This is a genomic window from Allocatenococcus thiocycli, from assembly GCF_921292965.1.
In the GTDB taxonomy this organism is placed as follows: domain Bacteria; phylum Pseudomonadota; class Gammaproteobacteria; order Enterobacterales; family Vibrionaceae; genus Vibrio; species Vibrio natriegens.
This window is the reverse complement of sequence record NZ_CAKLCK010000003.1, coordinates 20,394-42,672: the sequence shown is the minus strand read 5'-3', so window position 1 is coordinate 42,672 and position 22,279 is coordinate 20,394. Positions and strand designations below refer to the sequence as shown.

20 protein-coding genes and 6 tRNA genes are annotated in these 22,279 nt (G+C 42.9%); 11 read left to right on the top strand and 15 right to left on the bottom strand.

All coding sequences use genetic code 11. The features are described from left to right. Positions 1–20 precede the first annotated feature (20 nt). The 3 genes from L9Q40_RS02760 to L9Q40_RS02750 all read right to left on the bottom strand — a co-directional run bounded on the left by L9Q40_RS02760 (position 21) and on the right by L9Q40_RS02750 (position 2,065). A tRNA-Cys gene (locus tag L9Q40_RS02760) sits at positions 21–94 on the bottom strand. A 115-nt stretch (positions 95–209) separates the two neighbouring features. Then, a tRNA-Leu gene (locus tag L9Q40_RS02755) sits at positions 210–296 on the bottom strand. A 1,511-nt stretch (positions 297–1,807) separates the two neighbouring features. Next, on the bottom strand, positions 1,808–2,065 hold the full coding sequence (locus tag L9Q40_RS02750) for a thioredoxin domain-containing protein (protein ID WP_498791886.1): 258 nt from the start codon (positions 2,063–2,065) through the stop codon (positions 1,808–1,810). A 1,003-nt stretch (positions 2,066–3,068) separates the two neighbouring features. Here L9Q40_RS02750 and L9Q40_RS02745 point away from each other — a divergent pair. The 3 genes from L9Q40_RS02745 (at position 3,069) to L9Q40_RS02735 (ending at position 6,421) form a co-directional block, all read left to right on the top strand. Beyond that, entirely contained in the window at positions 3,069–4,478 is a 1,410-nt protein-coding gene (locus L9Q40_RS02745; RefSeq protein ID WP_498791884.1) for a sensor domain-containing diguanylate cyclase, read from the top strand. A 119-nt stretch (positions 4,479–4,597) separates the two neighbouring features. Then, complete coding sequence (locus L9Q40_RS02740; protein ID WP_498791881.1) at positions 4,598–5,527, top strand: CHAD domain-containing protein; 930 nt, start codon at positions 4,598–4,600, stop codon at positions 5,525–5,527. 105 nt (positions 5,528–5,632) lie between these two features. Then, positions 5,633–6,421, top strand: coding sequence for a lipase family protein (locus L9Q40_RS02735; RefSeq protein ID WP_118120119.1), 789 nt, complete (start codon positions 5,633–5,635; stop codon positions 6,419–6,421). 47 nt (positions 6,422–6,468) lie between these two features. On the opposite strand, the gene L9Q40_RS02730 is transcribed toward L9Q40_RS02735, so the two are convergent. The 4 genes from L9Q40_RS02730 to L9Q40_RS02715 all read right to left on the bottom strand — a co-directional run bounded on the left by L9Q40_RS02730 (position 6,469) and on the right by L9Q40_RS02715 (position 7,393). Further along, entirely contained in the window at positions 6,469–6,723 is a 255-nt protein-coding gene (locus tag L9Q40_RS02730; RefSeq protein ID WP_014234165.1) for a hypothetical protein, read from the bottom strand. 221 nt (positions 6,724–6,944) lie between these two features. Next, positions 6,945–7,018 (bottom strand) — tRNA-Cys (locus tag L9Q40_RS02725). Positions 7,019–7,140: 122 nt separating this feature from the next. After that, positions 7,141–7,227 (bottom strand) — tRNA-Leu (locus tag L9Q40_RS02720). 74 nt (positions 7,228–7,301) lie between these two features. Further along, positions 7,302–7,393, bottom strand: a tRNA-Gly gene (locus L9Q40_RS02715). Positions 7,394–7,754: 361 nt separating this feature from the next. Between L9Q40_RS02715 and L9Q40_RS02710 the strand changes: the two genes are divergently transcribed. Both L9Q40_RS02710 and L9Q40_RS02705 read left to right on the top strand, forming a co-directional pair. Next, a complete protein-coding gene (locus tag L9Q40_RS02710; RefSeq protein WP_498791879.1) occupies positions 7,755–8,486 on the top strand; it encodes an AzlC family ABC transporter permease in 732 nt (243 codons plus the stop codon). Next, entirely contained in the window at positions 8,483–8,791 is a 309-nt protein-coding gene (locus L9Q40_RS02705) for an AzlD family protein (protein ID WP_498791877.1), read from the top strand. Before L9Q40_RS02710 ends, L9Q40_RS02705 begins: the two co-directional genes overlap by 4 nt. Positions 8,792–8,892: 101 nt before the next feature. On the opposite strand, the gene dld is transcribed toward L9Q40_RS02705, so the two are convergent. The 5 genes from dld to L9Q40_RS02680 all read right to left on the bottom strand — a co-directional run bounded on the left by dld (position 8,893) and on the right by L9Q40_RS02680 (position 15,533). Beyond that, a complete protein-coding gene (gene dld, locus L9Q40_RS02700) occupies positions 8,893–10,599 on the bottom strand; it encodes a D-lactate dehydrogenase (RefSeq protein WP_498791873.1) in 1,707 nt (568 codons plus the stop codon). A 388-nt stretch (positions 10,600–10,987) separates the two neighbouring features. Further along, positions 10,988–11,890 (bottom strand): LysR family transcriptional regulator, encoded by a 903-nt coding sequence (locus L9Q40_RS02695; protein WP_065301128.1) that lies wholly within the window; start codon positions 11,888–11,890, stop codon positions 10,988–10,990. Between the two features lie 206 nt (positions 11,891–12,096). Continuing rightward, positions 12,097–12,170: transfer RNA gene (locus L9Q40_RS02690), tRNA-Cys, on the bottom strand. Between the two features lie 237 nt (positions 12,171–12,407). Next, complete coding sequence (gene viaA / locus L9Q40_RS02685) at positions 12,408–13,862, bottom strand: ATPase RavA stimulator ViaA (RefSeq protein WP_014234160.1); 1,455 nt, start codon at positions 13,860–13,862, stop codon at positions 12,408–12,410. A 9-nt stretch (positions 13,863–13,871) separates the two neighbouring features. Next, on the bottom strand, positions 13,872–15,533 hold the full coding sequence (locus L9Q40_RS02680; RefSeq protein ID WP_498791867.1) for an ATPase RavA domain-containing protein: 1,662 nt from the start codon (positions 15,531–15,533) through the stop codon (positions 13,872–13,874). Between the two features lie 360 nt (positions 15,534–15,893). Between L9Q40_RS02680 and L9Q40_RS02675 the strand changes: the two genes are divergently transcribed. From L9Q40_RS02675 to L9Q40_RS02660, 4 genes are all read left to right on the top strand, one after another. Then, positions 15,894–16,409 carry an NUDIX hydrolase gene (locus L9Q40_RS02675; RefSeq protein ID WP_162889741.1) on the top strand — a complete coding sequence of 172 codons (516 nt, stop codon included), beginning with the start codon at positions 15,894–15,896 and terminating at the stop codon, positions 16,407–16,409. A 19-nt stretch (positions 16,410–16,428) separates the two neighbouring features. Beyond that, complete coding sequence (gene ltaE / locus L9Q40_RS02670) at positions 16,429–17,433, top strand: low-specificity L-threonine aldolase (protein WP_498791865.1); 1,005 nt, start codon at positions 16,429–16,431, stop codon at positions 17,431–17,433. 78 nt (positions 17,434–17,511) lie between these two features. Continuing rightward, positions 17,512–17,829 carry a c-type cytochrome gene (locus tag L9Q40_RS02665; RefSeq protein WP_498791863.1) on the top strand — a complete coding sequence of 106 codons (318 nt, stop codon included), beginning with the start codon at positions 17,512–17,514 and terminating at the stop codon, positions 17,827–17,829. Positions 17,830–17,978: 149 nt separating this feature from the next. Further along, on the top strand, positions 17,979–18,974 hold the full coding sequence (locus L9Q40_RS02660; protein WP_498791861.1) for a succinylglutamate desuccinylase/aspartoacylase family protein: 996 nt from the start codon (positions 17,979–17,981) through the stop codon (positions 18,972–18,974). A 60-nt stretch (positions 18,975–19,034) separates the two neighbouring features. Here L9Q40_RS02660 and L9Q40_RS02655 read toward each other — a convergent pair whose 3' ends face one another. Beyond that, positions 19,035–19,556: a lipocalin family protein gene (locus L9Q40_RS02655; RefSeq protein WP_065298689.1), complete on the bottom strand. Its 522-nt coding sequence runs from the start codon at positions 19,554–19,556 to the stop codon at positions 19,035–19,037. A 265-nt stretch (positions 19,557–19,821) separates the two neighbouring features. Here L9Q40_RS02655 and L9Q40_RS02650 point away from each other — a divergent pair, with 265 nt between their 5' ends. Then, the gene (locus L9Q40_RS02650; protein WP_065298690.1) at positions 19,822–20,202 is read left to right on the top strand and encodes a cystatin domain-containing protein; all 381 of its coding nucleotides are present in this window, start codon (positions 19,822–19,824) and stop codon (positions 20,200–20,202) included. Positions 20,203–20,247: 45 nt separating this feature from the next. Here L9Q40_RS02650 and L9Q40_RS02645 read toward each other — a convergent pair whose 3' ends face one another. Next, complete coding sequence (locus L9Q40_RS02645; RefSeq protein ID WP_498791858.1) at positions 20,248–21,102, bottom strand: SDR family oxidoreductase; 855 nt, start codon at positions 21,100–21,102, stop codon at positions 20,248–20,250. Positions 21,103–21,233: 131 nt separating this feature from the next. Between L9Q40_RS02645 and L9Q40_RS02640 the strand changes: the two genes are divergently transcribed. Then, positions 21,234–21,638 carry a winged helix-turn-helix transcriptional regulator gene (locus tag L9Q40_RS02640; protein ID WP_041170400.1) on the top strand — a complete coding sequence of 135 codons (405 nt, stop codon included), beginning with the start codon at positions 21,234–21,236 and terminating at the stop codon, positions 21,636–21,638. 73 nt (positions 21,639–21,711) lie between these two features. Here L9Q40_RS02640 and L9Q40_RS02635 read toward each other — a convergent pair whose 3' ends face one another. Further along, positions 21,712–22,278 carry a hypothetical protein gene (locus L9Q40_RS02635; RefSeq protein ID WP_020334806.1) on the bottom strand — a complete coding sequence of 189 codons (567 nt, stop codon included), beginning with the start codon at positions 22,276–22,278 and terminating at the stop codon, positions 21,712–21,714. Between the last annotated feature and the right edge of the window lies 1 nt (position 22,279).

Below are 22,279 nucleotides of genomic sequence, written 5' to 3'. Positions count from 1 at the left end.
AAGACTGGTTCTAAGAATTTTGGAGGCGCCTCCCGGAGTCGAACCGAGGTCCACGGATTTGCAATCCGCTGCATAGCCACTCTGCCAAGGCGCCTTTCTAAATTGTTTGTTCTCTAAATTGATTAGATGGTGCCCCGGGCCGTGCTTGATGGTCCGACACTCGGCCGGTCAGCTCGACGGTGGGATTTTCAATCCACACATCTTTTTGATGGTGCCCCGGGCCGGACTTGAACCGGCACAGCGCGAACGCCGAGGGATTTTAAATCCCTTGTGTCTACCAATTCCACCACCAGGGCAACGCAATCATGCGATGGCAACACCACCTTCTCTACGACCTTCGCCGTGAGAACGAGGCGTACTTTAACCTATTGAGATTAACCGTCAACAAAAAATTTATCTTTTTTATTCAAGTGATTAAAATGCGATCTTTGCGGCTTAATAGTCAAACAATTCGCACAACGATTAAACATAGTTAAATAAAGAAATCTGAATGCCTATTCTGAATTTAATCTGCAACCTTCGTATTCCAGCAAATCTGCAATTGATATAACACCTCCGATCTCTTGTTTTAAGAAGTCGCATGCCAAACTGTAAACCAACTGTACACCTGTTCACTCAGTACACCTACTTAATGTGATGTTTTATCTCTATCCTAACTGGTTGAATCAAAAGCGTATTTAGAATTTACAACCAAACCATTTCAACAACTGGTTAACAAACTGTTCACCATAACCTTAAAAATACAGTCTTTTAAACACCCTAATTCCTTAAATATCAGCCAGTTATGTTTTGGTTTGTTTCTTGCTCTGTAGTGTGCAACTGACAGAAGCTTCGAGTTGTCACTATGTACTAATCATTTTGGAGCATCTGTCTTGGGACGGGGGCACATTAGTTAGTGTGTCCAATGATGCCGGATCCAGTGTTGGCATCATTGGATACTCACATCGCCCTTATATCAACTTTCAATGAAAAAAGAAGGTAGATGATGGAACATTCAATATATAGCCGACATAAAGGGCTGCTCAGCACGATACTCATAAGTGCGGCAGGTCTTTATGGGCAAACAGCGTTAGCTCAAGATCCCGGAATACAAAGCGTATGTATGGAAGATCTTTACAACAAAAGCCTAAATTGTACCGCTAACGACATTAATATCGCTGAGGCTACAAACATCGAAGTAACAGCAATTGGTGGTCAACCTGTTGATGCTGGTACAAATGTCTGTGTCGCTAACCAATCTGTAACTTTTACTGCTGATTTTGAGGTTGTATCAACTGCAAGTGCACGTTATGACATTGGTTTGTATTTTCAAAACGATGGAGGTCCAGACGCACTAAATGGCAGTTGTAATATATATACTTTAAGTAACCAATATTCGCAGAATGCCAGTGACTTAGATTCTGACGCTTGTTTGGATGTAGAACAAGCAGAAGTCGTCACTCATTCAGCGGAAGTAACTACTCTCTGTCAAGATACTGATGGTGATGGTCAACTCAACCTACCAAACTGTGTAAGCTGGCGTCAACCTGGTAAAAATGAAGTTTGTGAGGACGGTAATGATGCGTTTCCTGGCGCACCATCAAAATGTAATTGTGACGACAACTATAACATTCCAATCTTTATTCAACCAGATCCACCCAACTCAACTAAATCTGTAAACAAGTCATCAGGTCAAGAACCAGGTGATGAATTTATTTACACTATTAAGATTGAGCCTGCTGAAACTACCGGTAATGATGTTTACATAAATAAAATTGTAGATGTTGTTTCGTCTAGTACCAACGGTAGTGGTCCTGTAACGTTTGTGTTAAATGGAGGTAGCTGTGTCAATATAGTGTACTTTACACTGTACTTTTCCTGTATCAATAAAGTTTTCCTTTATCTGTTTGAAAGCAGTATCCGTAAAGCGTTTGCAATAAGGGCATTGAAAGTCTGAGAACTCAATGATTGCAATTTTTGCTTCTGTACTTCCCAAAACTGGAAGGTTACCATCGTCAGTAAAGTTAGGTTGATTAGGTAGTATTAGTGGCTCTTTCTTTGGCGGTTTGAATGCCAACTCTTTCATCTCTTTTACTTCACTTTCAACCTTACTCTGCGAAAATGAAAGGTGTTCCGTTCCAAAGTGTTGAAAATAAGTTGTTTACACCTCACTAGTGTTACATATATCAGTAATGGATTTTAGATACGACTTTGTCGAGGAATCTCATTACTAGTAATGACCCTAGATGCATAAATAAATTTACAACTTATTATTAAACAGTCACTTCTTTCAATTTGTTAAAAAGTATTGTCAACGTGTTAACATAAGTCAATTTACGTAATAAGGTTAATTGGTTTATAACGATAAATATGGCTTATAAATCAGAGTTATACCTCATTAGTACCATAAATAAGATTTAAACCTATTAATCTAGTCATTAAATGTGCCACTTTAATAAAATCTAAAAGAATTAATAATCCGGATTACCAGTGGTAATCTCAATTAACAGTTGACTAACTGGTAAACCAACATCATATTTCGAACATTTATTGTCTACTGCTTTGATTTAAATCAATTTCTTCGCCGAAGTAAAAAATAAAACCCACTTTTCAACTAACATTAATTATAGAGATTGGTAATTTTACGTTTAACACATGAATTATATATAATTTTCTGTTTTGTCCGTCACTTTTGAAATATAGGGAGGATCTATTATGACATTGCGTAATAAAGAACTTATCCTCTTAGTCATCGCGTGCTTAGTATTTTTAGTTTGTATTACACTTGGCCGTTAGATGGGCTAGTATCGCTGAAAGAGCACCTGTAATGTGCTAACTTAACGTAATCATTTTTAAGCTTTTGTGCTCTTTCAGTTTTCTCAAGTTGCCATATAAGCTACTAACGCCAAGAATAGTACTCAGGATACTCGCCCAAACACCTTTCAAGATAAAACCATAAGGCTTAAGACAATCCCCTATCGCTTGTGACAATGGCCCCAAACCTTCTATACGCATCATGAGATGTTATGAACAATACCCTCCCGATTAATATGGTAAATGAACATCATGCTGTGCTAATGTAGCAACTTATGATCGATCGCCTCCAGAACACTACTACTCCAATAGATATGACAAAACTGCAAACTCGGACATTCTTACCGGCTAGGTCATTGATGCGCACTATTACCTGGCTACTATTCGTGATGGTGGTTTCTGTGTTTGGTTGTCTTGTCTACTTCTTAAACTCGTTAGATAGCCTTGCAGCCGATGAATTGTCCCATAGAGTCCAGTTAGCTTTGCAACTTGAGAAGCGTAACGCCAGAGACTCTCTAGAGGAATATTCTTTTTGGGATGAGGCATACCAAAAAATAGAGGTTGAGCGTGACTTGGCTTGGGTCGCAAAAAATTCAGGCGATTATCTCATGGATAAGCATGACTTTGATTTCAGTGTTGCCATTACTCGTGGGGATCAAGAAGTCTACCTAATTAAAAGCGGCGATGCTAAAACCATCAACTATAACGATTTAAAGCAGCCACTTCTAGAGATGATGGCTGTCTCCAAGCAGCTAAATACTGAGAAAAAGCTCACCAACGGCTTGTTCCGTATTGGCCAAGATGTGTATCACATCGTTGGCGGACCTTTTATCAGTGAGCAGAATAAACAAGCGCGCGAAGGAACCTATCTAGCGTTAGGAAAACGTATTGATACCGATTACCTCAGTGAACTTGAAAACGACTATCAACTTTTCCGGCTCAATTTAAGCAACAGCGCAGATGGGCTTGTCAGTTACAAGACGCTTTACTCGCCTTCCGGTCAGGTAGTTGCTTACCTATCTTGGCAACCTCACGTTCCTAGTAAGGCGATCATCCCAACAATCACACTCATAACGATTTTGTTTGCCTTCCTTATTACAGCGGTGACGATGTATATCTTGAAGAAAGAGCAAGTCAGTCGAGAAGAGTATGAAGGCCAGTTGTTCGAGGAAGCAACGACTGACTCTTTAACCAAAGTGAAAAATAGACGCTATTTTATGATGATGGGTGTCAATGAGTTTAATACCTGCAATCTATTAGAAGAAAAGCGGCTTTCCGTTTTGGTTTTGGATATCGACTACTTTAAAAGTATCAATGACAAGTTTGGGCATAGTGTTGGCGATAAAGCGTTGACGCATTTTACTCAAGTGTGTCGAACTGGATTAAGAAAGGCCGATATCTTGGGTCGAATAGGTGGCGAAGAATTTGCCATTATTTTACCTCTAACAGATGCTAAAAAAGCAAAAGAAATTGCGAACAGAATTCGCGTGCTAATTGAGAAGAGCCCCTGTGTTTCTCATGGTAAGTTGATCAATTTAACCGTTAGTATTGGCATCGCAGCCTTTAATCAGCAAGACAACTTTGAAGCTATGCTTGAGGAAGCTGACAAAGCGTTGTACAACGCGAAACATCAGGGTAGAAACCAAGTCATTATTTATCATGACTATACGCAAGAGCTAGGGTAAAGCACGAGCATAGTAAGTAGGCAAGCTTTTCACCTGGTCCGCCTCCCCAATCTCGAAGAATTTTGCATTTAGGTATACCATTAACTATCTAAAGCGTCTGCGTTTGGGAGTTTCTGACTATGTCTAAAAGGCCACCGTCTCGTTTGCCGTTATATTCTGATTCTGATCTTAACTTTATCCTTCCTAATTTTCTTATCAGCGAATTTTTCTATGCGAGATCCTTAGAAAAAGACGTCATCCTTGACCAAGACCCAGAGTTTAACCATCAATACCGTGTCACGTTGAGACGAATGCGTTCACTAAGTCTTTTGTTAAAAGAACTCTTACCGCAATTTGAACGAAAGCTCCTCAAGCCAAGCTTAAAACTAGTAATGAAAAAAACGAACTTGTTACGTGATCTAGATGTATTCATCATGAATAAAGCACGCTATGTCACCATGCTCCCAGAGCATAAGGCATCATTAGAGCGTATGTTTACCATCATAGAAGACCATCAATTTGAAGAGCAGCAGCGCGTGGCAGATTGGTTAACAAGTAGAAGATACCTTAGTACGTCAATTTTGATTGAAAATAGCCTTCGCCGCGCTTTACGCAGCGAAGATCAATCCGAGCACATTGATCCGCTAAGTTTTGCAAACAATAAGATCGTGACCCAGTTTCGCCGAGTGAGTAAGTCTATCACCAAAATTTCTGACACAAGTGAGGATAGCGATATTCACGCATTGAGAATCAAATGCAAATCGCTTCGCTACCTCCTTGAATGCTTTTCTGCGCTCTATTCAAAAGAACAGCATAAAGATAACGTTAAACAACTTAAGTTACTGCAAGATAAACTCGGAAACTTTAACGATACCTCCACACAAATCGCTTTTTTCTCTCATCTGAGAAGGACTTCGGCCAAACGAAAAGAAGACAGAAAAGCACTGAAAGCGCTGATCAATGAGATAAAAAACCAACACAAACAAACTCGCCAGACCGTCGTGAGTGATGTAAAACTGTTTCATCAATTCCTTCAGGAATCATCCGCTTTGGATTTGTATCGAGTTTGAACAAGCATTGTTCAATAGCGCTCGTTTCTCTGTGACATGGCTTTTCACGTATTCTTCATAAACTCACTCTAAAGTATTGAGCTGGGCAAGAATAAGAACGTTAACGTGAAACCATTAAAACGATACCAATACGAACGTTACGCCGTGTTATGTAATCTGGCATATCCTCGCGTTTTTAAACAAACTCGTTACGGATTTGATCCTAACGGTCAGAGAGTCATTAAAAACGAGCACGGAAAAATCATGATTCGTGTCCTCTGGAGTAAAAAGAGCGAAGAGGTCGTTGTGGTAATCAAAGGTTCTCATAGCCTTTCTGATTGGTTACTAAACTTCGCAATGTGGACCAAAAGTTGTCGTCAATTAGGTCTGAAATATCGTATCCACGCGGGCTTCTACCACCTGTTATTCCAAGAAAGTATGCCAAGCAGAAATGAAGACAGGCTAGGTTTGAGTGTAATTGAGCGGTTAGAAGACACCGTTGTCCCTCTGATTTTGCAAGGCAAACGCATTACTATTACTGGGCATTCTTCTGGTGGTGCAATCGGCAGTGTTTTTGCTGATTATATCGAGAGCAAATATCCCAAAAGTATCAAACGCGTCGTGACATTTGGCCAACCTGCTATTGGTGACTGGACATTCAAGAAACGATATCAGTTGGGACACAAAACCTATCGAATCTGTTGTGATATCGATATTGTCACTTTCATGCCACCCGTTCCCTTTCTGTACTGGCACGTTGGCAAAATGCTTTGGTTATATAACGGCAGAATTTACGAAAATACGCCGACCATGATTCGATTAGGGCGCTCATTGATAAGTTGGCTATTTCGCCCCTTCTCTTATCATTTGATGAGCAAGTATATTCGTAATAAGGACTTCTTTGACGAAAGGTGAAAGGCTTGAAAAAGCCGAACTCAATCGGCTTATCGGTATTATCTAAATTACAAAGATGCGATTTCTTTATCCAATTGATATTTACTGTCAGTAACGATTTTTTCTAATACTTCAACGCGCTGTTTTAATTCCACGACTTGCTTTTTGAGATTGTCCTGGTCTTCTTGGCTCATGGCATTACGCTCAGAGACCTCTAGCGCTCTTAATTCCTTTTTATGGTTCAAGATAAGTTTGACTATCCCGCCGCCAAACAAAGAACCGAACACAATAGCAACCACCAATACATCAGCAACAGATTCCATTCTTTTATTCCTCTAAATTTTGCTTAGATAAAGGTTACTCATTAACCCAATAAATATCAAACAAGCCATTGATTGAACTTATAGTTTTGAAGAAAACTGCGTGTGTAATAGTAAAATTACTCAGATTGTTTATCGCGTCGTGCTAAGAAGAGTAAGAATGGAAAAGTTTTTGGAGAATTCGAAACGACGAAAGCCAGTCTTGAGACTGGCTTTCTAAATTGTGGAGGCGCCTCCCGGAGTCGAACCGAGGTCCACGGATTTGCAATCCGCTGCATAGCCACTCTGCCAAGGCGCCTTTAATATTTTTTGGTTCTCTGTAAAAAGAGATTAGATGGTGCCCCGGGCCGTGCTTGATGGTCCGACACTCGGCCGGTCAGCTCGACGGCGGAATTTAAAATCCACACATCTGTTGTTTGATGGTGCCCCGGGCCGGACTTGAACCGGCACAGCGCGAACGCCGAGGGATTTTAAATCCCTTGTGTCTACCAATTCCACCACCAGGGCACGCAATTCTTTGCGATGCCGTTTAGTACGATAAACACCATCTTTGATACCGCTTCTGCGTTATCTTTTAAATTTGGAGCGACACACGAGGTTCACTTGCTCATAAATAAAAAGGCGTGACCTCAACCTTGGCAAGGTTGCGCTCTACCAACTGAGCTAGTGTCGCCTTGTTCTTTCAGGGCTTTGCCGTGAGAACGAGGCGTACTTTAACGGAATAATTTATCTGGTCAACAATAAATTTTATCTTTTTGATTTAAGTGCTTAAAAAGCGATCCGACCGGTATAAACCGCGCGCAAACTGAACACAATTCATTCATCAGAGTTACTTCGATTCCCTCACAACTTATTTTCAATCAGCCACAATGGCTCATCGAGTCGATGTGATGCTGGCACTTCAAATATAGGAACTTCTTATAAACGCCATTTGTGTTTGAAAACCGCCACAATTGATGATAGAGATACGCTTTACAAAAACATAACAATCATCTTACTTGGGTAACTCCCTTTCCCGCTGGCTAGGTATTTCTATGACAGAAAATCAACAACATATCCAAACTCCGTCGAGTACGCTGCACGAATTTACGCGTATGGATGTATGGAGCGGCTTTACACAACTATTACCCCTGTCCATATTCGTGGTCATATTCGGTCTCGCGTTCGGTGTAGCGGCAGTACAGACTGGCTTAGACGCATTTCCTACATTGTTAATGAGTGGCCTCGTGTTCGCGGGAGCTTCTCAATTTGCGACGTTAGAAATGTGGGGAGCCGAAGTCCCATTGATTCCAGTACTGATCACCGTCTTCGCGATCAACGCGCGTCACCTGCTAATGGGGGCAACACTTTACCCGTGGTTACGTCAACTACCACCCGCTAAACGTTACGGTGTCATGTTGGTTGCGTCAGACGCGAACTGGGCAATGGCAATGAATGCATTTGCTAAAAAAGAACCGGGTCTCGGCTTACTCGTAGGTGGTGGCTTGGCACTTTGGGGCTTTTGGATTGTCGGTACCTGGATGGGCATCTACTTCGGTGGCGCAATAAAAGATCCTGTAAGCCTTGGATTGGATATGGTAATGGGATGCTTCTTACTGTCTATGGTTGTGGTTGGCCCTAAAAACTTACGTATATTCGCAATTTGGGGAGCCGCAGCTGGGTCTTCTTTACTGGCTTACTGGTATCTACCTGAAAATAGCCACGTGGTGGTTGGCGCTTTTGCGGGTGGCATACTTGGCGCTTGTTGGAAGGAGAAAAAAACATGAGCATAGAAACAAGTTTGGGCGGTACGCTTCTTATTATTTTCGCCATGGGGCTAGTGACATTAGCGACGCGATGGGGTGGCGTATTTGTGATGTCATTCATTCCTATTAGCGAACGCGTGCAACGCTTTATCACTGCCATGTCCGGCTCCGTGTTAGTTGCTCTTTTAGCACCAATTGCCGTTGAAGGTGACATCGGGGCGCGCATGGCACTGCTTTCTACTACTGTAGTGATGTTCATCGTCAAAAAACCGCTGCCTGCAATTGCAGCTGGTATTGTCGCTGCGGCTGCAGTGAGGGCTATTTAGCCTAAAAAGCCGGGTGCTAGACAGCACAAACAAAAAGCCCCTCCACGACAACACGTGAAGGGGCTCTACTTTTTATACGACCTCACTAAAAACGGAATGGATTAAGCGCAGCAGTTACAGTTACGCTTATATTTATCCATTTTACCTATACCCGGGTTGAAGGTATTAGTTGGGTCTAATTGATGGTAGAACGTCTGCAGCGAGTTCTCCGCTTCATACAAATGCCCTACATTATGCTCAGCTGGATATTTCGCACCACGGCTGTTTAGATGCTCTAGCATTAGCTTCTTCATCAGCTTGGTATCTGTGCCCTTTTTGAACACATAATCCTGATGGAACACATAACATATAAAGTGACCGTAGTAGAGCGACTGAACTAAGTTCTTGCTCACTTCTTCTGGCAAGGTTTCCAACCATTCTTCGTCATTACGGCGCAGCGCAATATCTAACGCAACAATATCTTCCACATCTTTACGATGAATGGTCTCATAACGAATCGCCGCTCCGGCCGCCGCAAAACGATGTAAGAACGCTTTTTTGCCTTCGTCTGGGGTACATTCGAAGAAATCACAATCGCTTTCAACCGCCCATACTTCTTTCAGATATTTTTGAGCTTCTGCAATACCGCCATCGCTCATTTTTAGTATCAAGTGATGTTCGTACTTGTCACGGTAGTCCAGCATGCGTTCAGGTAGGTGTTGCGGAAACAGCTTACTTGCGTAATACAAAATGGAATCTGGCAGATACTTACTAACAAAAGGCACACGCTCTAAAAAGTTTTCTACTTTCGCTTTCAGCGCGAACATTTTAGGTAATCTGTCCGTACCCAACTTGTCGATGGAGAGAAATACATCCTTTCCATACTTTTCTGCCATGTTGAAGATATCGCGGTGTAGATATTCCCCCATTTCTGGCAGGTTTTCGAAAGTCGATAAAAAATCTTTTCTTAGCTTAGTTAATTTTGCTGGATCATTCGTACCAAGATAAAAGACCTGCTCTTTGTCAGGCACTGGGTAGCTGTCGACACGAACCGCAAACACACCAAGTTTACCCGCACAACCACTGGCTTCGAAGAGTCGTCGTTCGTCGGCATTAAAACGAGATGGGATATCAGACGTAACATCACGAACACGCTCATCGTACTCTTTATCCGAAGCCATTCGATCATCATGAATGATCTTGGCAGGATCGAAGTTGCCTTCCTGCAAGTTTGTCAGGATTTCTTCCGGAGTTTCACCCAAGCCTTCAATGCCAAGGTGGTTAACGAGGTTCAGGTTACCCTGCTTATCCACCTGAGCATAAATCGCCAGTTCCGTGTATGCCGGGCCTCGCTTAACTAACGCGCCACCAGAGTTATTGGCGATACCGCCCACCACAGTCGCTCCTAACGAAGAGGAACCAATAATAGAATGAGGTGCGCGGTTGACCGATTTAAGCGATTTTTCTAATGAGTGTAAGCTAGCACCCGGTAAACAGACCGCCTGCTTGCCACCATCGAGCAAATGAATTTTCTTAATTTTTGTAATATTGATAACAACAACATCGCGGTCGTAATCGTTACCACTAGGAGCAGACCCTTCAGTCAGACCAGTCTTCGCCGCTTGCATGATGATGATGCAGTTAGCCTCGACACACTGTTTGATGATGTTCCACTGTTCTAATAATGTGTTAGGAAACACGACTGCAAGCGCTGTACCGCTACCAGAGCGAAAACCTGAACGGTAATACTTAGTTTTAACTTGATCGGTCAGGACGTTTTCTTCACCGACTATCGTTTTAAATTCTTCTATCAGCTGCTTTTGTTTCATATCCGTATCTCTAGTTATTTTGCTTCACTCACTCAAACTGGGTTGATTGAGTTTGGCTCACTATAAGCAGTCCATTTTCCTGCGTCTATCGATGTCATTCGAGCAATCTGAATCCAACGACAGACAATCACAATAATGTTTTTAATTATCATAATGTTAGATATGGTTTATATAAAATTTAACGAAAGAAACAGATTGTTTCCCAAAAGAAACAATAACAAAACCAATCGTTAACATGTGTGCGCAGTATCAAGATATTAGGTTTGTGAATATTTTGGCTTAGCCACGTAACGTGCTAAATAGGAAGGAGATTTAAATGGTGTAAACGAAGCACAAACACACCATTCAACACATTGGTATGTTGCGTTTATGTTCCAAAATAGAGAAATTAAAAGCGGTGGCTCTGGCTTTGAAAGCAGGCGTATAAGTGGTCAATAAAGATTTTAACCTTTTCTGGCTGCTGCCTTGTATAAGGATACACAGCGTAAATACCGAGACACTTTGCCGTTTCCTCTTTGAACAATTGGATTAATCGGCCTTGTTTTAAATCTTCATAAACCAAAACGCGGGGAACGTAGATTAAGCCTTGCCCTAAAAGTGCGACATTTCTTAGAACCGACGAGTTATTAATACATAGATTGCCATCTACCGTCACTTGATACACGTCTTCGCCATCTTTGAAAGCCCATTCGCGCGCGCCCGTTTCCTGGTAAGAATAAACGAGACAGTTGTGTTTTTCTAACTCAGTAGGCTGCTTTGGAATGCCATGTCTGGCAAGGTATTGAGGTGAGGCACACACTATCCAGTTTGCGTCGACAAGCTTTCTTGCAATCAGACTGGAGTCTGGCAATACGCCCGTTCTTATCGCCAAATCAAAGCGCTCATTCACGATGTCGACGAAACGATTATCAAGTTCCATATCGATCTTGATGTCAGGGTATTTGTTATTAAATTCAGCAATAACACCAGGCAGAATCAATTCGCCAGAAATAGTAGGAACGGTAATTTTGATGTTGCCGGATAAATCCTTACCTAACCCAACAATTGATTCTTCCGCAGTAGCAACAGCCTGATAGACGGATTTTGCGTGCTCAAAGAAATACTGACCCGCTTCACTCAGGGTTATGGTACGTGTCGTACGATAGAGCAATTGAACACCGAGATCCTGCTCGAGCTTCGCAATGCGTTTACTGACCACAGACTTGGTCAGCTCCATTTGCTTAGCCGCACCACTAAACGAGCCCTGCTCGACCAAATGATAAAAAATGATGTAATCGTCGGTGTTTCTCATGCTGCTTCATTAAATCCTTTAGAAGAGCGTATTGTAGGCGGATTAAGTAACAGGTGCTGAAAGTAGAGTCACACTTATACCAATCACACCACCTAAACGGCAGATACAAAAAAACCAGCTTTCGCTGGTTTAATGTTGATGCTTTTAGCATCGAGATATCGCTAATACCAATATTGATAAGTATGAAGCCATATCTGAATAATTTATGGAGGCGCCTCCCGGAGTCGAACCGAGGTCCACGGATTTGCAATCCGCTGCATAGCCACTCTGCCAAGGCGCCGTCACATTAACGCGTTAAGAGGTCTCCCCCCTTGCGTTGGTTGCTACTTTACGGATTCAGAAAAGATAGTCAAACATAAATCCACTATTTCCTGTTTGTTTGCTTCCTTTTAAGTCAGTTGGATCAAGACGCGAGCAATTTGCGTATTTATTAGCACTCTCGTTTGTTTCTATGCGTTGCTAACTCTACAAAAATAAAGCGGCTCAAGTAGCCGCTTTATTATGTTTGATTGTTTATCTAACCGTTGCTTACACGTTTGAGTAATCGCCCAACGACATTTGGATGATAAGACCACACATGGTCAAACATCGACATTAACGCCGGATTACCGTATTTGGACAAACTGATCGCATGAAAACGGTTTTTCTTTGCTTTAAGTGCATTTACTTTTTCGAGTAGCTCATCCTGCTGCTTTGGTGCAATAAAATCCGAAATCACCACCATATCGGCGTTTTTGTACTTGTCACCACTCATCAGATCGATGGATTTTATCAAGGTCGGTTCCAAATCGGTGCCGCCATGGAAGCTATAGGTCAGGAAATCAGCAGCTTCGCGCAAGCCATCTTGTTTAGTCAGCTCGTAAGTAATGTGCTCGGTAGAAAATATGATGACGTAGCAGTCACGTTGCTCTGCTAACGCAATTTGCATCAGTGCGTACGCCATTGCCTTAGCACATTGTTCTGGAAAACCACTCATTGAGCCTGAAGCGTCTACACAGACAATAAATGGACCTTTTTCGATATCCACCGCTTTGTTATCAGGGCGATGCGCTTTAACTTTTCGCAGCGTACGAGATTTACCCTGAGTTCGGTAGTTCATCAAACGCTTGTCGACAAGGTGTTTATAGAACACAACTTCAAGCTCTGGATATGCCAAAAACATGGTTTCATTTGGGAGGAGTTTATTTAAATCGTCACTTTCGTGAATACCAACAATGTCGTCGGTCGCTTCGTCACTCTTTTCCTCAACCATTTGCAATTCTTCAGCCGGAGCGCGATTTAGATCAGGATCATTCACCTGCCCTGCCATACGACCAAGTTGCTCAGCGATCTCTTGTAACCCTTTATGCTTTTTCAAAAACTCCGCATGACGCTTCATTACCGTAAGGTCGGTCTTACTCAACTTGGCAGACGCCATATCCCATAATCGACCTACGCTTTCCGCATCACCAGACTCGGTCACTTTATCCATATTGCGCATGGTTTCCATACGCTGATAAAGATCGTTGAGCACTTTTTCTTTATTCGCTTCCAGTTCACTCACCTGAGCTTGTTTGATGGCATCCGCCAAGCTCTGGTACCACTGGTCACAAAAATAGTGTGGGAACATCGGGTTGTTGACCCCTTTGTTCTTCTCCATCATACGACGCGCTTGCATGTAAAAGGCAGAGTGCCATTCGAGCTTTTTGATTACGTCTTCGATGCGATCAAAAAACTCATCTTCACTCCAGTGAATCACTTCTTGATACAAAGCGAGTTCTTGCTGAAATCGCTCTGTTTCACATACCTTAGTAATACGCTTCTTAACATTGCCACGCCATTTTAACAGGTGACTTTTCACGGAGGATTTTACTCCTCGGTTTTCTGCCATCATCATGACTTGAGAGCGGGCCATAAGATCGTTCACTGCGCTGTCGATGATCCCCGAGTCTGCTATCATCAATGCCAAGTTGAATCCATCTGCACCTAACATGAAGCCTCCTTACGAGAAAAACTGTTGTAAGTTCTTAAAGCGCTGAACAATTTTCTCGCTTTCTCCCTGGATAGATTCAAGCCTTTGGCTAACCTGTTGCAGACTCGATTCCATTAAACGCGGCAATTCTGGGTCGACAAAACTGTGTGGCAGCGCATCGTGAAAGTTGGCTTTGACTTTGCGCATGTGATGTTCTGCTTCACTTAACTGACTCACTGCTTTTTCACTCTGAGCAAGCCAATTTTGGTAGCGTTCCATATCTAAACCTTCTTGCGTCACTAGGCCGACAAGAATACCTCGATTGGCTATATCACGAATCACCAGGTTATTGGCTGCATCGACATCAAAACGCAAGCGGCACATATTGGTGTTTTGGTTAACATAACCGTACACATCACCGTGGCCGTCTTTAATCACACGGTCTAGTTCGTCTTTAGGAACATACACCCAGCGACTGTCACCTTTCTCAGATTCAGATACCGACATGTTGCTCTGCAAAATCACTAGTTTTACTAAGTTCACCGCCGCGCCGACTTTGTAACTTTTCGCTTTAGACGTATCAAAACGCATGGTTTCTTTACGCAGAATGCCCGTTGCGGCTTCTGATGTCAGAGTCATGCGGTAGGTATCTTCGAGCTCGTGTTGCACGTCGATAAGTGACTCTCGACAGTATTCGATTTCTTGTTCTGCATCTTGCTGATCGAAAGCGTGTTTCAATGCAAATTCCTGGACGACATTTCGAACGACATCACGAGATTCAGGGCTATTCCACAAACAGTCTTGAAGAAGCAAAAGATCGAGCGGGTTTATCTCATCTCGGCCATTAAAGAACGTGCTCGCTTTAAGTAGCTTCACCGCTTTTTTCCAGCGTCGGTCAGAAACATACATGTCCGTATTCGCGATATCACCAAACTCAGCTTCAACCTTGCTTTCTAACATGGTCTTGAGCTGGAACAGCTTTTCGAAAGCATTATCTGTCAGCGACAATTTATCGAACTGTTGTTGCCATTGATGATACTCGTCGTCGGTAATCGCCAGGCCTTCTGGTATTTTTGCTTCCTGAGAAGTACCCACGGTTAGCATTGACTTAAAATTCTGTTTGTTCTGAATACGGTTAACAAACACACGTACCAGCATACGGTCATACAATGCGTCTAAGCCGCTGTCTTCGTCTGGGAGTTCATTCGATGCCGATACCAACAAACGCATTGGTACGCGTTCGATGTCACTGCCGTTTTTAAATGTTTTTTCGTTCACTACTGTCAGCAAAGTATTCAGGATTGCTGGACCAGCTTTCCAAATTTCATCTAAGAAAACGACTTGAGCCGTCGGAAGGTAGCCTTCAGTCAAACGGACATAACGGCCGTTATCTTTCAATTCTTGGATACTAAGCGGGCCAAACACCTCTTCTGGGGTCGAGAATCGAGTCATCAAGTATTCAAAATAGCTGCTGTTATCAAACGCCTGAATTAAGCGCTTAGCAATCAAGCTTTTCGCAATACCCGGAGGGCCGAGAAGAAAAACGCTTTCGCCAGCAAGGGCTGCTAGAAGACAAAGTTTGATGGTATGTTCACGTTCGTAAACGCCATCAGTCAACGCTTTCGCTAACTTATTGATACGCTCGGAAAGAAGTGCTTTATCGGCATTAGATGCAAAAGAGGGTTGTATCATGAGGGCTCCGGCTGCTGGACTGATGCGGTATATTTATTTTTATACATTTGTTATCACTTTGTTACAAGTGTAATTTATTCTACCTCCCCTTATAACAGATGCTTACTTACCACATCGCCGAGCAATCAAAGTTTCCATTTATGAGATGCATATCACTGAAAATATGTACACTTTTGTAGTGTTAGAATGGCTTTCAGATACAGAACGCAATGATTTCTCGCTGACACAAGCTCAAGGAAATCACACAATAGAATTGTTTACTCTTTCCAAGTTATGGGGTTGTAAACAGATTTTTACTTTTGTTTGATGACGAATATCGTTAATGTTCATACAAGCCTTAATAGTTTGGATTACCACTTCATGACTAAAACCATTCATAAATGGAAGCAAATCTCACTGGTAGAAGAAGACGTTGAACTACCCACTGGTCAGGTCATTACACACACTACGATTCATCACCCTGGAGCTGCGGTTATCTTGCCTATAACGGAGAACAATGAAGTCGTACTTGTGAATCAGTTTCGTCCTTCTCTGAAAAAATGGTTGCTTGAACTGCCGGCAGGAACACGCGAAGGTGTTGAAGACCCCTTGTCATGTGCAAAGCGAGAGCTGGAAGAAGAAACCGGGTTTAGCGCACAAAAATTTATTTCGCTCGGACAAGTTACGCCTTTAGCTGGCTTCTGTGATGAAATCCAATACTTATTTATCGCACAGGAGTTAACCGCGACTCATCGCTATGAATGTGATGAAGACGAAGTGATTGAAGTGGTGACGCTGTCACTAAAACAGCTAGAAGAAAAAATTATCGACGGCACGATTACCGATGCTAAAACTATCGCTTGTTTAAGCAAAGCTCGACTTTGCGGATATATTTAGGGATTAAGAGGAGATATTCATGGACTTTCGATCAGATACAGTAACTCAACCGACTCAAGCCATGCGCGAAGCCATGTTTACAGCGCCAGTTGGGGATGACGTTTACGGTGATGATCCAACAGTGAATGAGCTGGAGCAATACGCTGCAGAACTAGCAGGCTTTGAAGCAGCCCTGTTTACTACATCAGGCACTCAAGCGAACTTGTTAGGTTTGATGGCTCACTGTGAGCGCGGAGACGAGTACCTTTGCGGCCAACAAGCGCACAACTACAAATACGAAGCGGGTGGCGCGGCGGTTTTAGGCTCCATTCAACCTCAACCAATCGAGAATAATCCCGACGGTACTTTACCTTTTGATAAACTCGCAGCTGCAATTAAGCCCGATGACATGCACTTCGCTCGAACGCGTTTGCTGAGCCTTGAGAACACCATAAATGGTAAAGTTCTACCGCTTACCTATCTTGCAGAAGCTCGTGAATTTGTTAATCAGCACAACCTGAAGTTACACCTTGACGGTGCACGCGTGTTTAACGCTGCAGTGGCGCTCGATGTACCTGTTAAAGAAATTGCGCAGTATTTTGACTCAATGACCATTTGTCTTTCAAAAGGACTCTGCGCACCTGTTGGTTCTCTCCTTCTCGGCAGCAAAGAGTACATTGCAAAAGCACGACGCTTAAGAAAGATGGTTGGCGGAGGAATGCGCCAGGCAGGTATCTTAGCCGCTGCAGGTAAACTCGCGATTACCGAGCAAGTCCCCCAGTTAAAGCAAGATCATATTAATGCCAAAACGCTAGCTCAAGGATTGGCAGAACTTCCTGGGTTCTCAGTCAATCCTGATTTAGTCCAAACCAACATTGTGTTTGCTAAGTTACAGCCTCAAGTGGATATCGCGAGCATCGCTGAGAAACTAAAACAGCAAGATATCATTATCACGCCGGGGAATCCTATCCGATTTGTGACCCATAAAGACATTTCAGAACAAGATGTTGCCACGTTCTTATCTGCGTTGAAATCTATTCTCTGACTTGATTTTGATCATTGAGCTTCCCCTTAGGGGAAGCTTTAATCTACAGCGAGTATACGCACCATAAAGAGCTCGCTAATGTTAAAGTACCTGTTGTTTATTTCTGTTATTTTTGCTCCCGCCACTATGGCAAACCCTTCTGGTGACGCAGCCAAAGGTAAAATTAAGTCACCCAGTTGTGTCTATTGTCACGGTGCGACGGGAATCAGTGTCAATGAAACTTACCCTAACCTCGCAGGCCAGGACGCTCAGTATCTATTTAACGCAATGAAGTCCTATCAAAACAGTGAGCGCCAAGGCCCCTTAGCAGAAATGATGGCAAGCCAATTAAAAATGCTCAATGATGAAGATCTGAAAGACGTGGCTGCGTTTTATGCGGAACAACTAACTCATTGATATTGATGTACTCTAAAATTACGGCGACATAAAGTTAACTTGCACAATTCTACTGGCACTTTCCCCTAGTACTCTTTACCCTATCGGTTATTAGAATCCAATTCAGTAAGCAAGCATCAATACAAATGCTTTTTGGAGTGATCACCTTAATGGCAACACAATTTTCCGATGACGTAATTCAAGGACACAAAGTAATACAAGCCCTAGATGTGGAAGATCTCCCATCCGGTGAACATAAGTTCTGGTTTCGTATTGCAACCAATGCACTTTCGCAATGGCAACACCTGCCTGTACTCGTGTTTAAAGGTCAGAAACCTGGTAAGAAATTAATGATTACCGCTGGTGTTCATGGTGACGAATACAACGGAGTATTGGCAGCACAAAAAACGGCCAGGGAACTGATTGGCGCTGACCTTGCTGGTACAGTAACCATCGTACCGGGGATCAACTTGAGCGGCATGTTGAATAAAAGCCGGGATTTTTGTTCTCCTGACCCGGATGCTGCACGCGCGAACCTAAACCGCTTCTTTCCAGGCAACGAGTTCGGTAATGAAGCGAACCGCTACTTGTACACGCTTTGGAATCAGTTATTAAAGCCAAATGCTGACTTAGCAATAGACTTACACACCCAAACTAGCGGCGCAGCCTACCCACTTTATGTCTTCGCAGATTTCCGTATTGAGGACTCGTTAAAAATGGCGCGCCATATTAATCCAGACGTTATTTTGGATGATCCGGGCGAAAATGGTGTATTGGAAACGGCATGGAACAACGTGGTAGTACCAGCTGTCACGGTTGAAGTTGGGACAGGACGTTATACCGATCAAGCTCTGATCGACCGCACGGTAACCGGTATCTTCAATATTCTTAAACAGTTCGAATTGCTTTCTGGTGCTCCAACGCCGATTCAGTCTTGTGTGGAAGGCCGTGAAATAATAAACGTTCGAGCAGAACTGGGTGGTTTCGTTCTACCTCAAGTCAATATTTTGCAATCGGTGGAGCAAGGTCAACTGGTGGCAATCCAATATGATAGTTTTGGAGACGAGATACAACGGTACACTGCTCCTGCTTCAGGCACCGTCATCAGCCATAATGTCGAATCGATTCGAGCGGCGGGATCACTCCTAGTTCGCCTGATTAAATAGCGTTAAACAGTTCTATCATATCCCCCCGATTAAGGGGGGTTATTCTATCTACCGTCTGAGCTATTGAGTCTGATCAACCAGAATTAACTCGTCTACAGCAAAGCCTTTGTCTCGGGCTACTTGTTTGAATCTTTCAAGCGTTGCTGAATCCACTTGCGGCTGACGTGATAGCAACCAAAGATAGTCGCGATTGTAGCCAGATATAAATGCGTAATCATAATCTTCACCAAGCTCAAAGATGATATACGACGAATAAAATGGGCCAAAGAAAGAAACTTTTAAATGGCCAGTTGACGGTTCATCAACAAAATACGCTTTCCCTTCCGCTTGCTTCCAACTTTGTTCTTCTTGTGAATAGCCACGGTTTATTACCGTCACACCGCCGTCTTCACGAAGTTCATATTCAGCGGTTACATTGGATAATCCGCGTTCAAAAGAATGGTCTAATCGCGCAATTTCAAACCATTTCCCCAAATAAGGTTTCAGTTCAAAATTCTGAACTGGATCAACACCTTCGGGCTTCGAGGTACAACCAAACAAAACAGCGACAGACAGCAACAGAAGCGACTTTATTAATTTCATTGCAAGTTCCCATATTAGTTAGTGACTGATTTTACTGAATATGATCCAAAACGGATCATAAACCCTATTTGCTTATGTATGAAGGTATATCACAATCATACCTATGTTTTTGGTCATTAAAGTACCGTTCCTACAAATATTCCTACAAATTCAGTTGTTTATTTTGCAATTTGACGTCCTACCTATCGAAAGTTTGCACAACATAGACATTTCTCTTCATAGGAGCCTTTTATAATACGCCCCGATATAAATTGAGGTTATTGTTATGAAGTTTAAGACAATGTCAGCTTGTGCACTGTTGGTATTGCTTGTTGGTTGCCAACAAAACAGTCCCGAAGAGACGACAGAAATAACAACCTCGGCAGACGTATGCAGTAGTCAGGGAAATATGCCAGGTGGGTGGAAAATGTTTAAGTCTACACCCGACGTTCAAAAGGCGATGGCTTTTGTACTGACAGAAATGGATTCAGCTTCATCGTTCAAACAAATTATCAATGTTCATGCACAAATCGTCAGCGGCGTGAATTACGCGATTGAGTTTGAAATGGGTGATGGTGTGGTTTGGAACACGATCGTTTATCGCAACTTGGATGGTGACTACTCTATTACACAATCACCACACGAAGGGAAATTCTGCGAACAGTGATTTCAAACCTTGAAAGCCCCTAATCTGGGGCTTTTTAGGCTTTGTCTATTTAAGATAATTATCGATCAATTGTTCTAATGACTTGGTTGGATGACCAATCAACGCGCTGAGCGTTTTACTATCGTCGTACAAAGCGCCTTGAGATGCACCAGTATCAGAGTTAGCTAACACAGCGGCAAATGGTGCCGGAAGCCCTGCACCTTCTAGTGCTTTTGCAAAATCCGCTTCTTCCATATTAATGTAAGGAATCGCCTTTCCTGACTTCTTGCTGATTAACGCGCTCAGTTCGCTTAAGGTATAAGCTTCATCCCCGGGCAGCTCATATACTTTACCACTTTGCTCAGCTTCACTGGTCAACACCGCTGCCGCTGCTTCGGCATAATCTTCGCGAGCCGCAGAGCTAATTTTTCCATCTTGAGCGCACCCAATAAAGCCACCATTGGCCAGTGCTGGTGCAACGCTAGCTAAGTAGTTCTCTGTATACCATCCATTGCGTAAAAGCACATGAGGGACGTCAGCTTGTTTTAAATACGCTTCTGTCACTACGTGTTCTTCAGCTAAAGCAAGTGGCGAAGTGTCAGCATGCAAAAGACTGGTGTATGCAAGTAGCTCTACGCCAGCTTTCTTCGCAGCATCAATAACATTTTTGTGTTGAGTAGCACGCTGACCTACCTCGCTCGACGAGATCAATAGTAATTTAGCCACGCCGTCTAATGCAGATTCTAAAGTCTCAGGTTTTGAGTAATCGGCCTGACGAACCTGGACACCCAAAGATGTCAGTGATGCTGCTTTTTCTATGTTTCGAACTAGAGCGACTATTTGCTGAGGCTCAACTTTGTTCAATAAATGTTTGATGACCAATTGGCCCAATTGGCCAGTAGCGCCTGTAACTGCAATCATTGTACTTTTCCTCGTCTGTTAATGAAAAGCTTGTTTGTGTATAATCTGCCACACTAACTTACTTTTGGTAAGTACGTACTTTTTAGTAAGTATGAATTATTTTGACATTTCCAATAAAGGTTATTGAATTTATGAGCGAAACTATGGGTAATTTGCTATCGGAAAAGTTTAGCCGAGGAAATGTACTCGCGAAGGAATGCCCTTCTCGCAGTATATTGCAAGATGTGACCAGCCGTTGGGGCGTACTTGTGTTGTTCGCATTACTCGGTGGAACACATCGATTCAGTGAACTTAGAAAAAAAATTACAGGTGTCAGCGAGAAAATGCTTTCCCAAACCTTGCAAGCATTAGAGGCTGATGGATTTGTATTACGTACCGCGCATCCAGTCGTGCCGCCTCACGTTGAATATTGTCTGACAGACAAAGGAACGGAGGTCGCACACAAAGTCGAACAATTGGTCGACTGGATTGAATCTAACCTGGGTGACATTTTGAACGCGCAACAACAATATGATGAGGCTAAAGCCAATAACTAGTGGTTTTACAATAGAACCGATAAGCTCACTCACAGCAAGGCTCCATTAGGAGTACATTTCACGTATTAAAGCTCTAATCGGTTTCAGGAATCATGTTGATTAGCAAATGACTTAGTAGGTAGCGCCTGTCGGTCGCGCTGATACGCGCTTGCAAGTATAAGTACATGGATTTGGTTTCCTGATGTTCACCAAGTGTTTTCCAGATTGAGTTTAGGTATGCAGAGGTAATATTTTGCACGATAGGCAAAGGCTGATTTGCAAATACTAAGGCAATAAGCTGCGCCAGTTTCTCATTCACTTCTGCAAAGTTGCTGTCTATACGTTGCAACTCCGCGTTAAGAATTGTATCAGCTCGAGTTAACAATGACGCAGCCAACGCGCGCTTCCCTTTGCGCTTACTCCGGCTTGAATTCATTATCCTATCGTCTTGATAACCATCGTCGCAGGCTTCTAACAATCCGCGTAATGATGCTAGAGTCGAAACAAGCGGACAGCGTAGTGGCTCAAGTTTTTGCTCGGTTTGCTTTAGCCAGAGGGCGACATCCATTACATAGCTTGGGTCTTGCGCGAGGTATTTATCACTCAGTTGTGGTAACAGCATTAGCCTTGCGATGATGGTTTCTTTCAGTACCGACTCCATA

What these genes read in the sequence shown, in the direction of transcription:
- L9Q40_RS02750 (WP_498791886.1), bottom strand. Translation starts at nt 2,065, where the DNA reads ATGAAAGAGTTGGCATTCAAACCGCCAAAGAAAGAGCCACTAATACTA.
- L9Q40_RS02660 (WP_498791861.1), top strand. Translation starts at nt 17,979, where the DNA reads ATGGCAACACAATTTTCCGATGACGTAATTCAAGGACACAAAGTAATA.
- ltaE (WP_498791865.1), top strand. Translation starts at nt 16,429, where the DNA reads ATGGACTTTCGATCAGATACAGTAACTCAACCGACTCAAGCCATGCGC.
- L9Q40_RS02675 (WP_162889741.1), top strand. Translation starts at nt 15,894, where the DNA reads ATGACTAAAACCATTCATAAATGGAAGCAAATCTCACTGGTAGAAGAA.
- L9Q40_RS02635 (WP_020334806.1), bottom strand. Translation starts at nt 22,278, where the DNA reads ATGGAGTCGGTACTGAAAGAAACCATCATCGCAAGGCTAATGCTGTTA.
- L9Q40_RS02730 (WP_014234165.1), bottom strand. Translation starts at nt 6,723, where the DNA reads ATGGAATCTGTTGCTGATGTATTGGTGGTTGCTATTGTGTTCGGTTCT.
- L9Q40_RS02640 (WP_041170400.1), top strand. Translation starts at nt 21,234, where the DNA reads ATGAGCGAAACTATGGGTAATTTGCTATCGGAAAAGTTTAGCCGAGGA.
- L9Q40_RS02695 (WP_065301128.1), bottom strand. Translation starts at nt 11,890, where the DNA reads ATGAGAAACACCGACGATTACATCATTTTTTATCATTTGGTCGAGCAG.
- L9Q40_RS02710 (WP_498791879.1), top strand. Translation starts at nt 7,755, where the DNA reads ATGACAGAAAATCAACAACATATCCAAACTCCGTCGAGTACGCTGCAC.
- L9Q40_RS02655 (WP_065298689.1), bottom strand. Translation starts at nt 19,556, where the DNA reads ATGAAATTAATAAAGTCGCTTCTGTTGCTGTCTGTCGCTGTTTTGTTT.
- L9Q40_RS02680 (WP_498791867.1), bottom strand. Translation starts at nt 15,533, where the DNA reads ATGATACAACCCTCTTTTGCATCTAATGCCGATAAAGCACTTCTTTCC.
- L9Q40_RS02665 (WP_498791863.1), top strand. Translation starts at nt 17,512, where the DNA reads ATGTTAAAGTACCTGTTGTTTATTTCTGTTATTTTTGCTCCCGCCACT.
- viaA (WP_014234160.1), bottom strand. Translation starts at nt 13,862, where the DNA reads ATGTTAGGTGCAGATGGATTCAACTTGGCATTGATGATAGCAGACTCG.
- L9Q40_RS02650 (WP_065298690.1), top strand. Translation starts at nt 19,822, where the DNA reads ATGAAGTTTAAGACAATGTCAGCTTGTGCACTGTTGGTATTGCTTGTT.
- dld (WP_498791873.1), bottom strand. Translation starts at nt 10,599, where the DNA reads ATGAAACAAAAGCAGCTGATAGAAGAATTTAAAACGATAGTCGGTGAA.
- L9Q40_RS02705 (WP_498791877.1), top strand. Translation starts at nt 8,483, where the DNA reads ATGAGCATAGAAACAAGTTTGGGCGGTACGCTTCTTATTATTTTCGCC.
- L9Q40_RS02745 (WP_498791884.1), top strand. Translation starts at nt 3,069, where the DNA reads ATGATCGATCGCCTCCAGAACACTACTACTCCAATAGATATGACAAAA.
- L9Q40_RS02645 (WP_498791858.1), bottom strand. Translation starts at nt 21,102, where the DNA reads ATGATTGCAGTTACAGGCGCTACTGGCCAATTGGGCCAATTGGTCATC.
- L9Q40_RS02740 (WP_498791881.1), top strand. Translation starts at nt 4,598, where the DNA reads ATGTCTAAAAGGCCACCGTCTCGTTTGCCGTTATATTCTGATTCTGAT.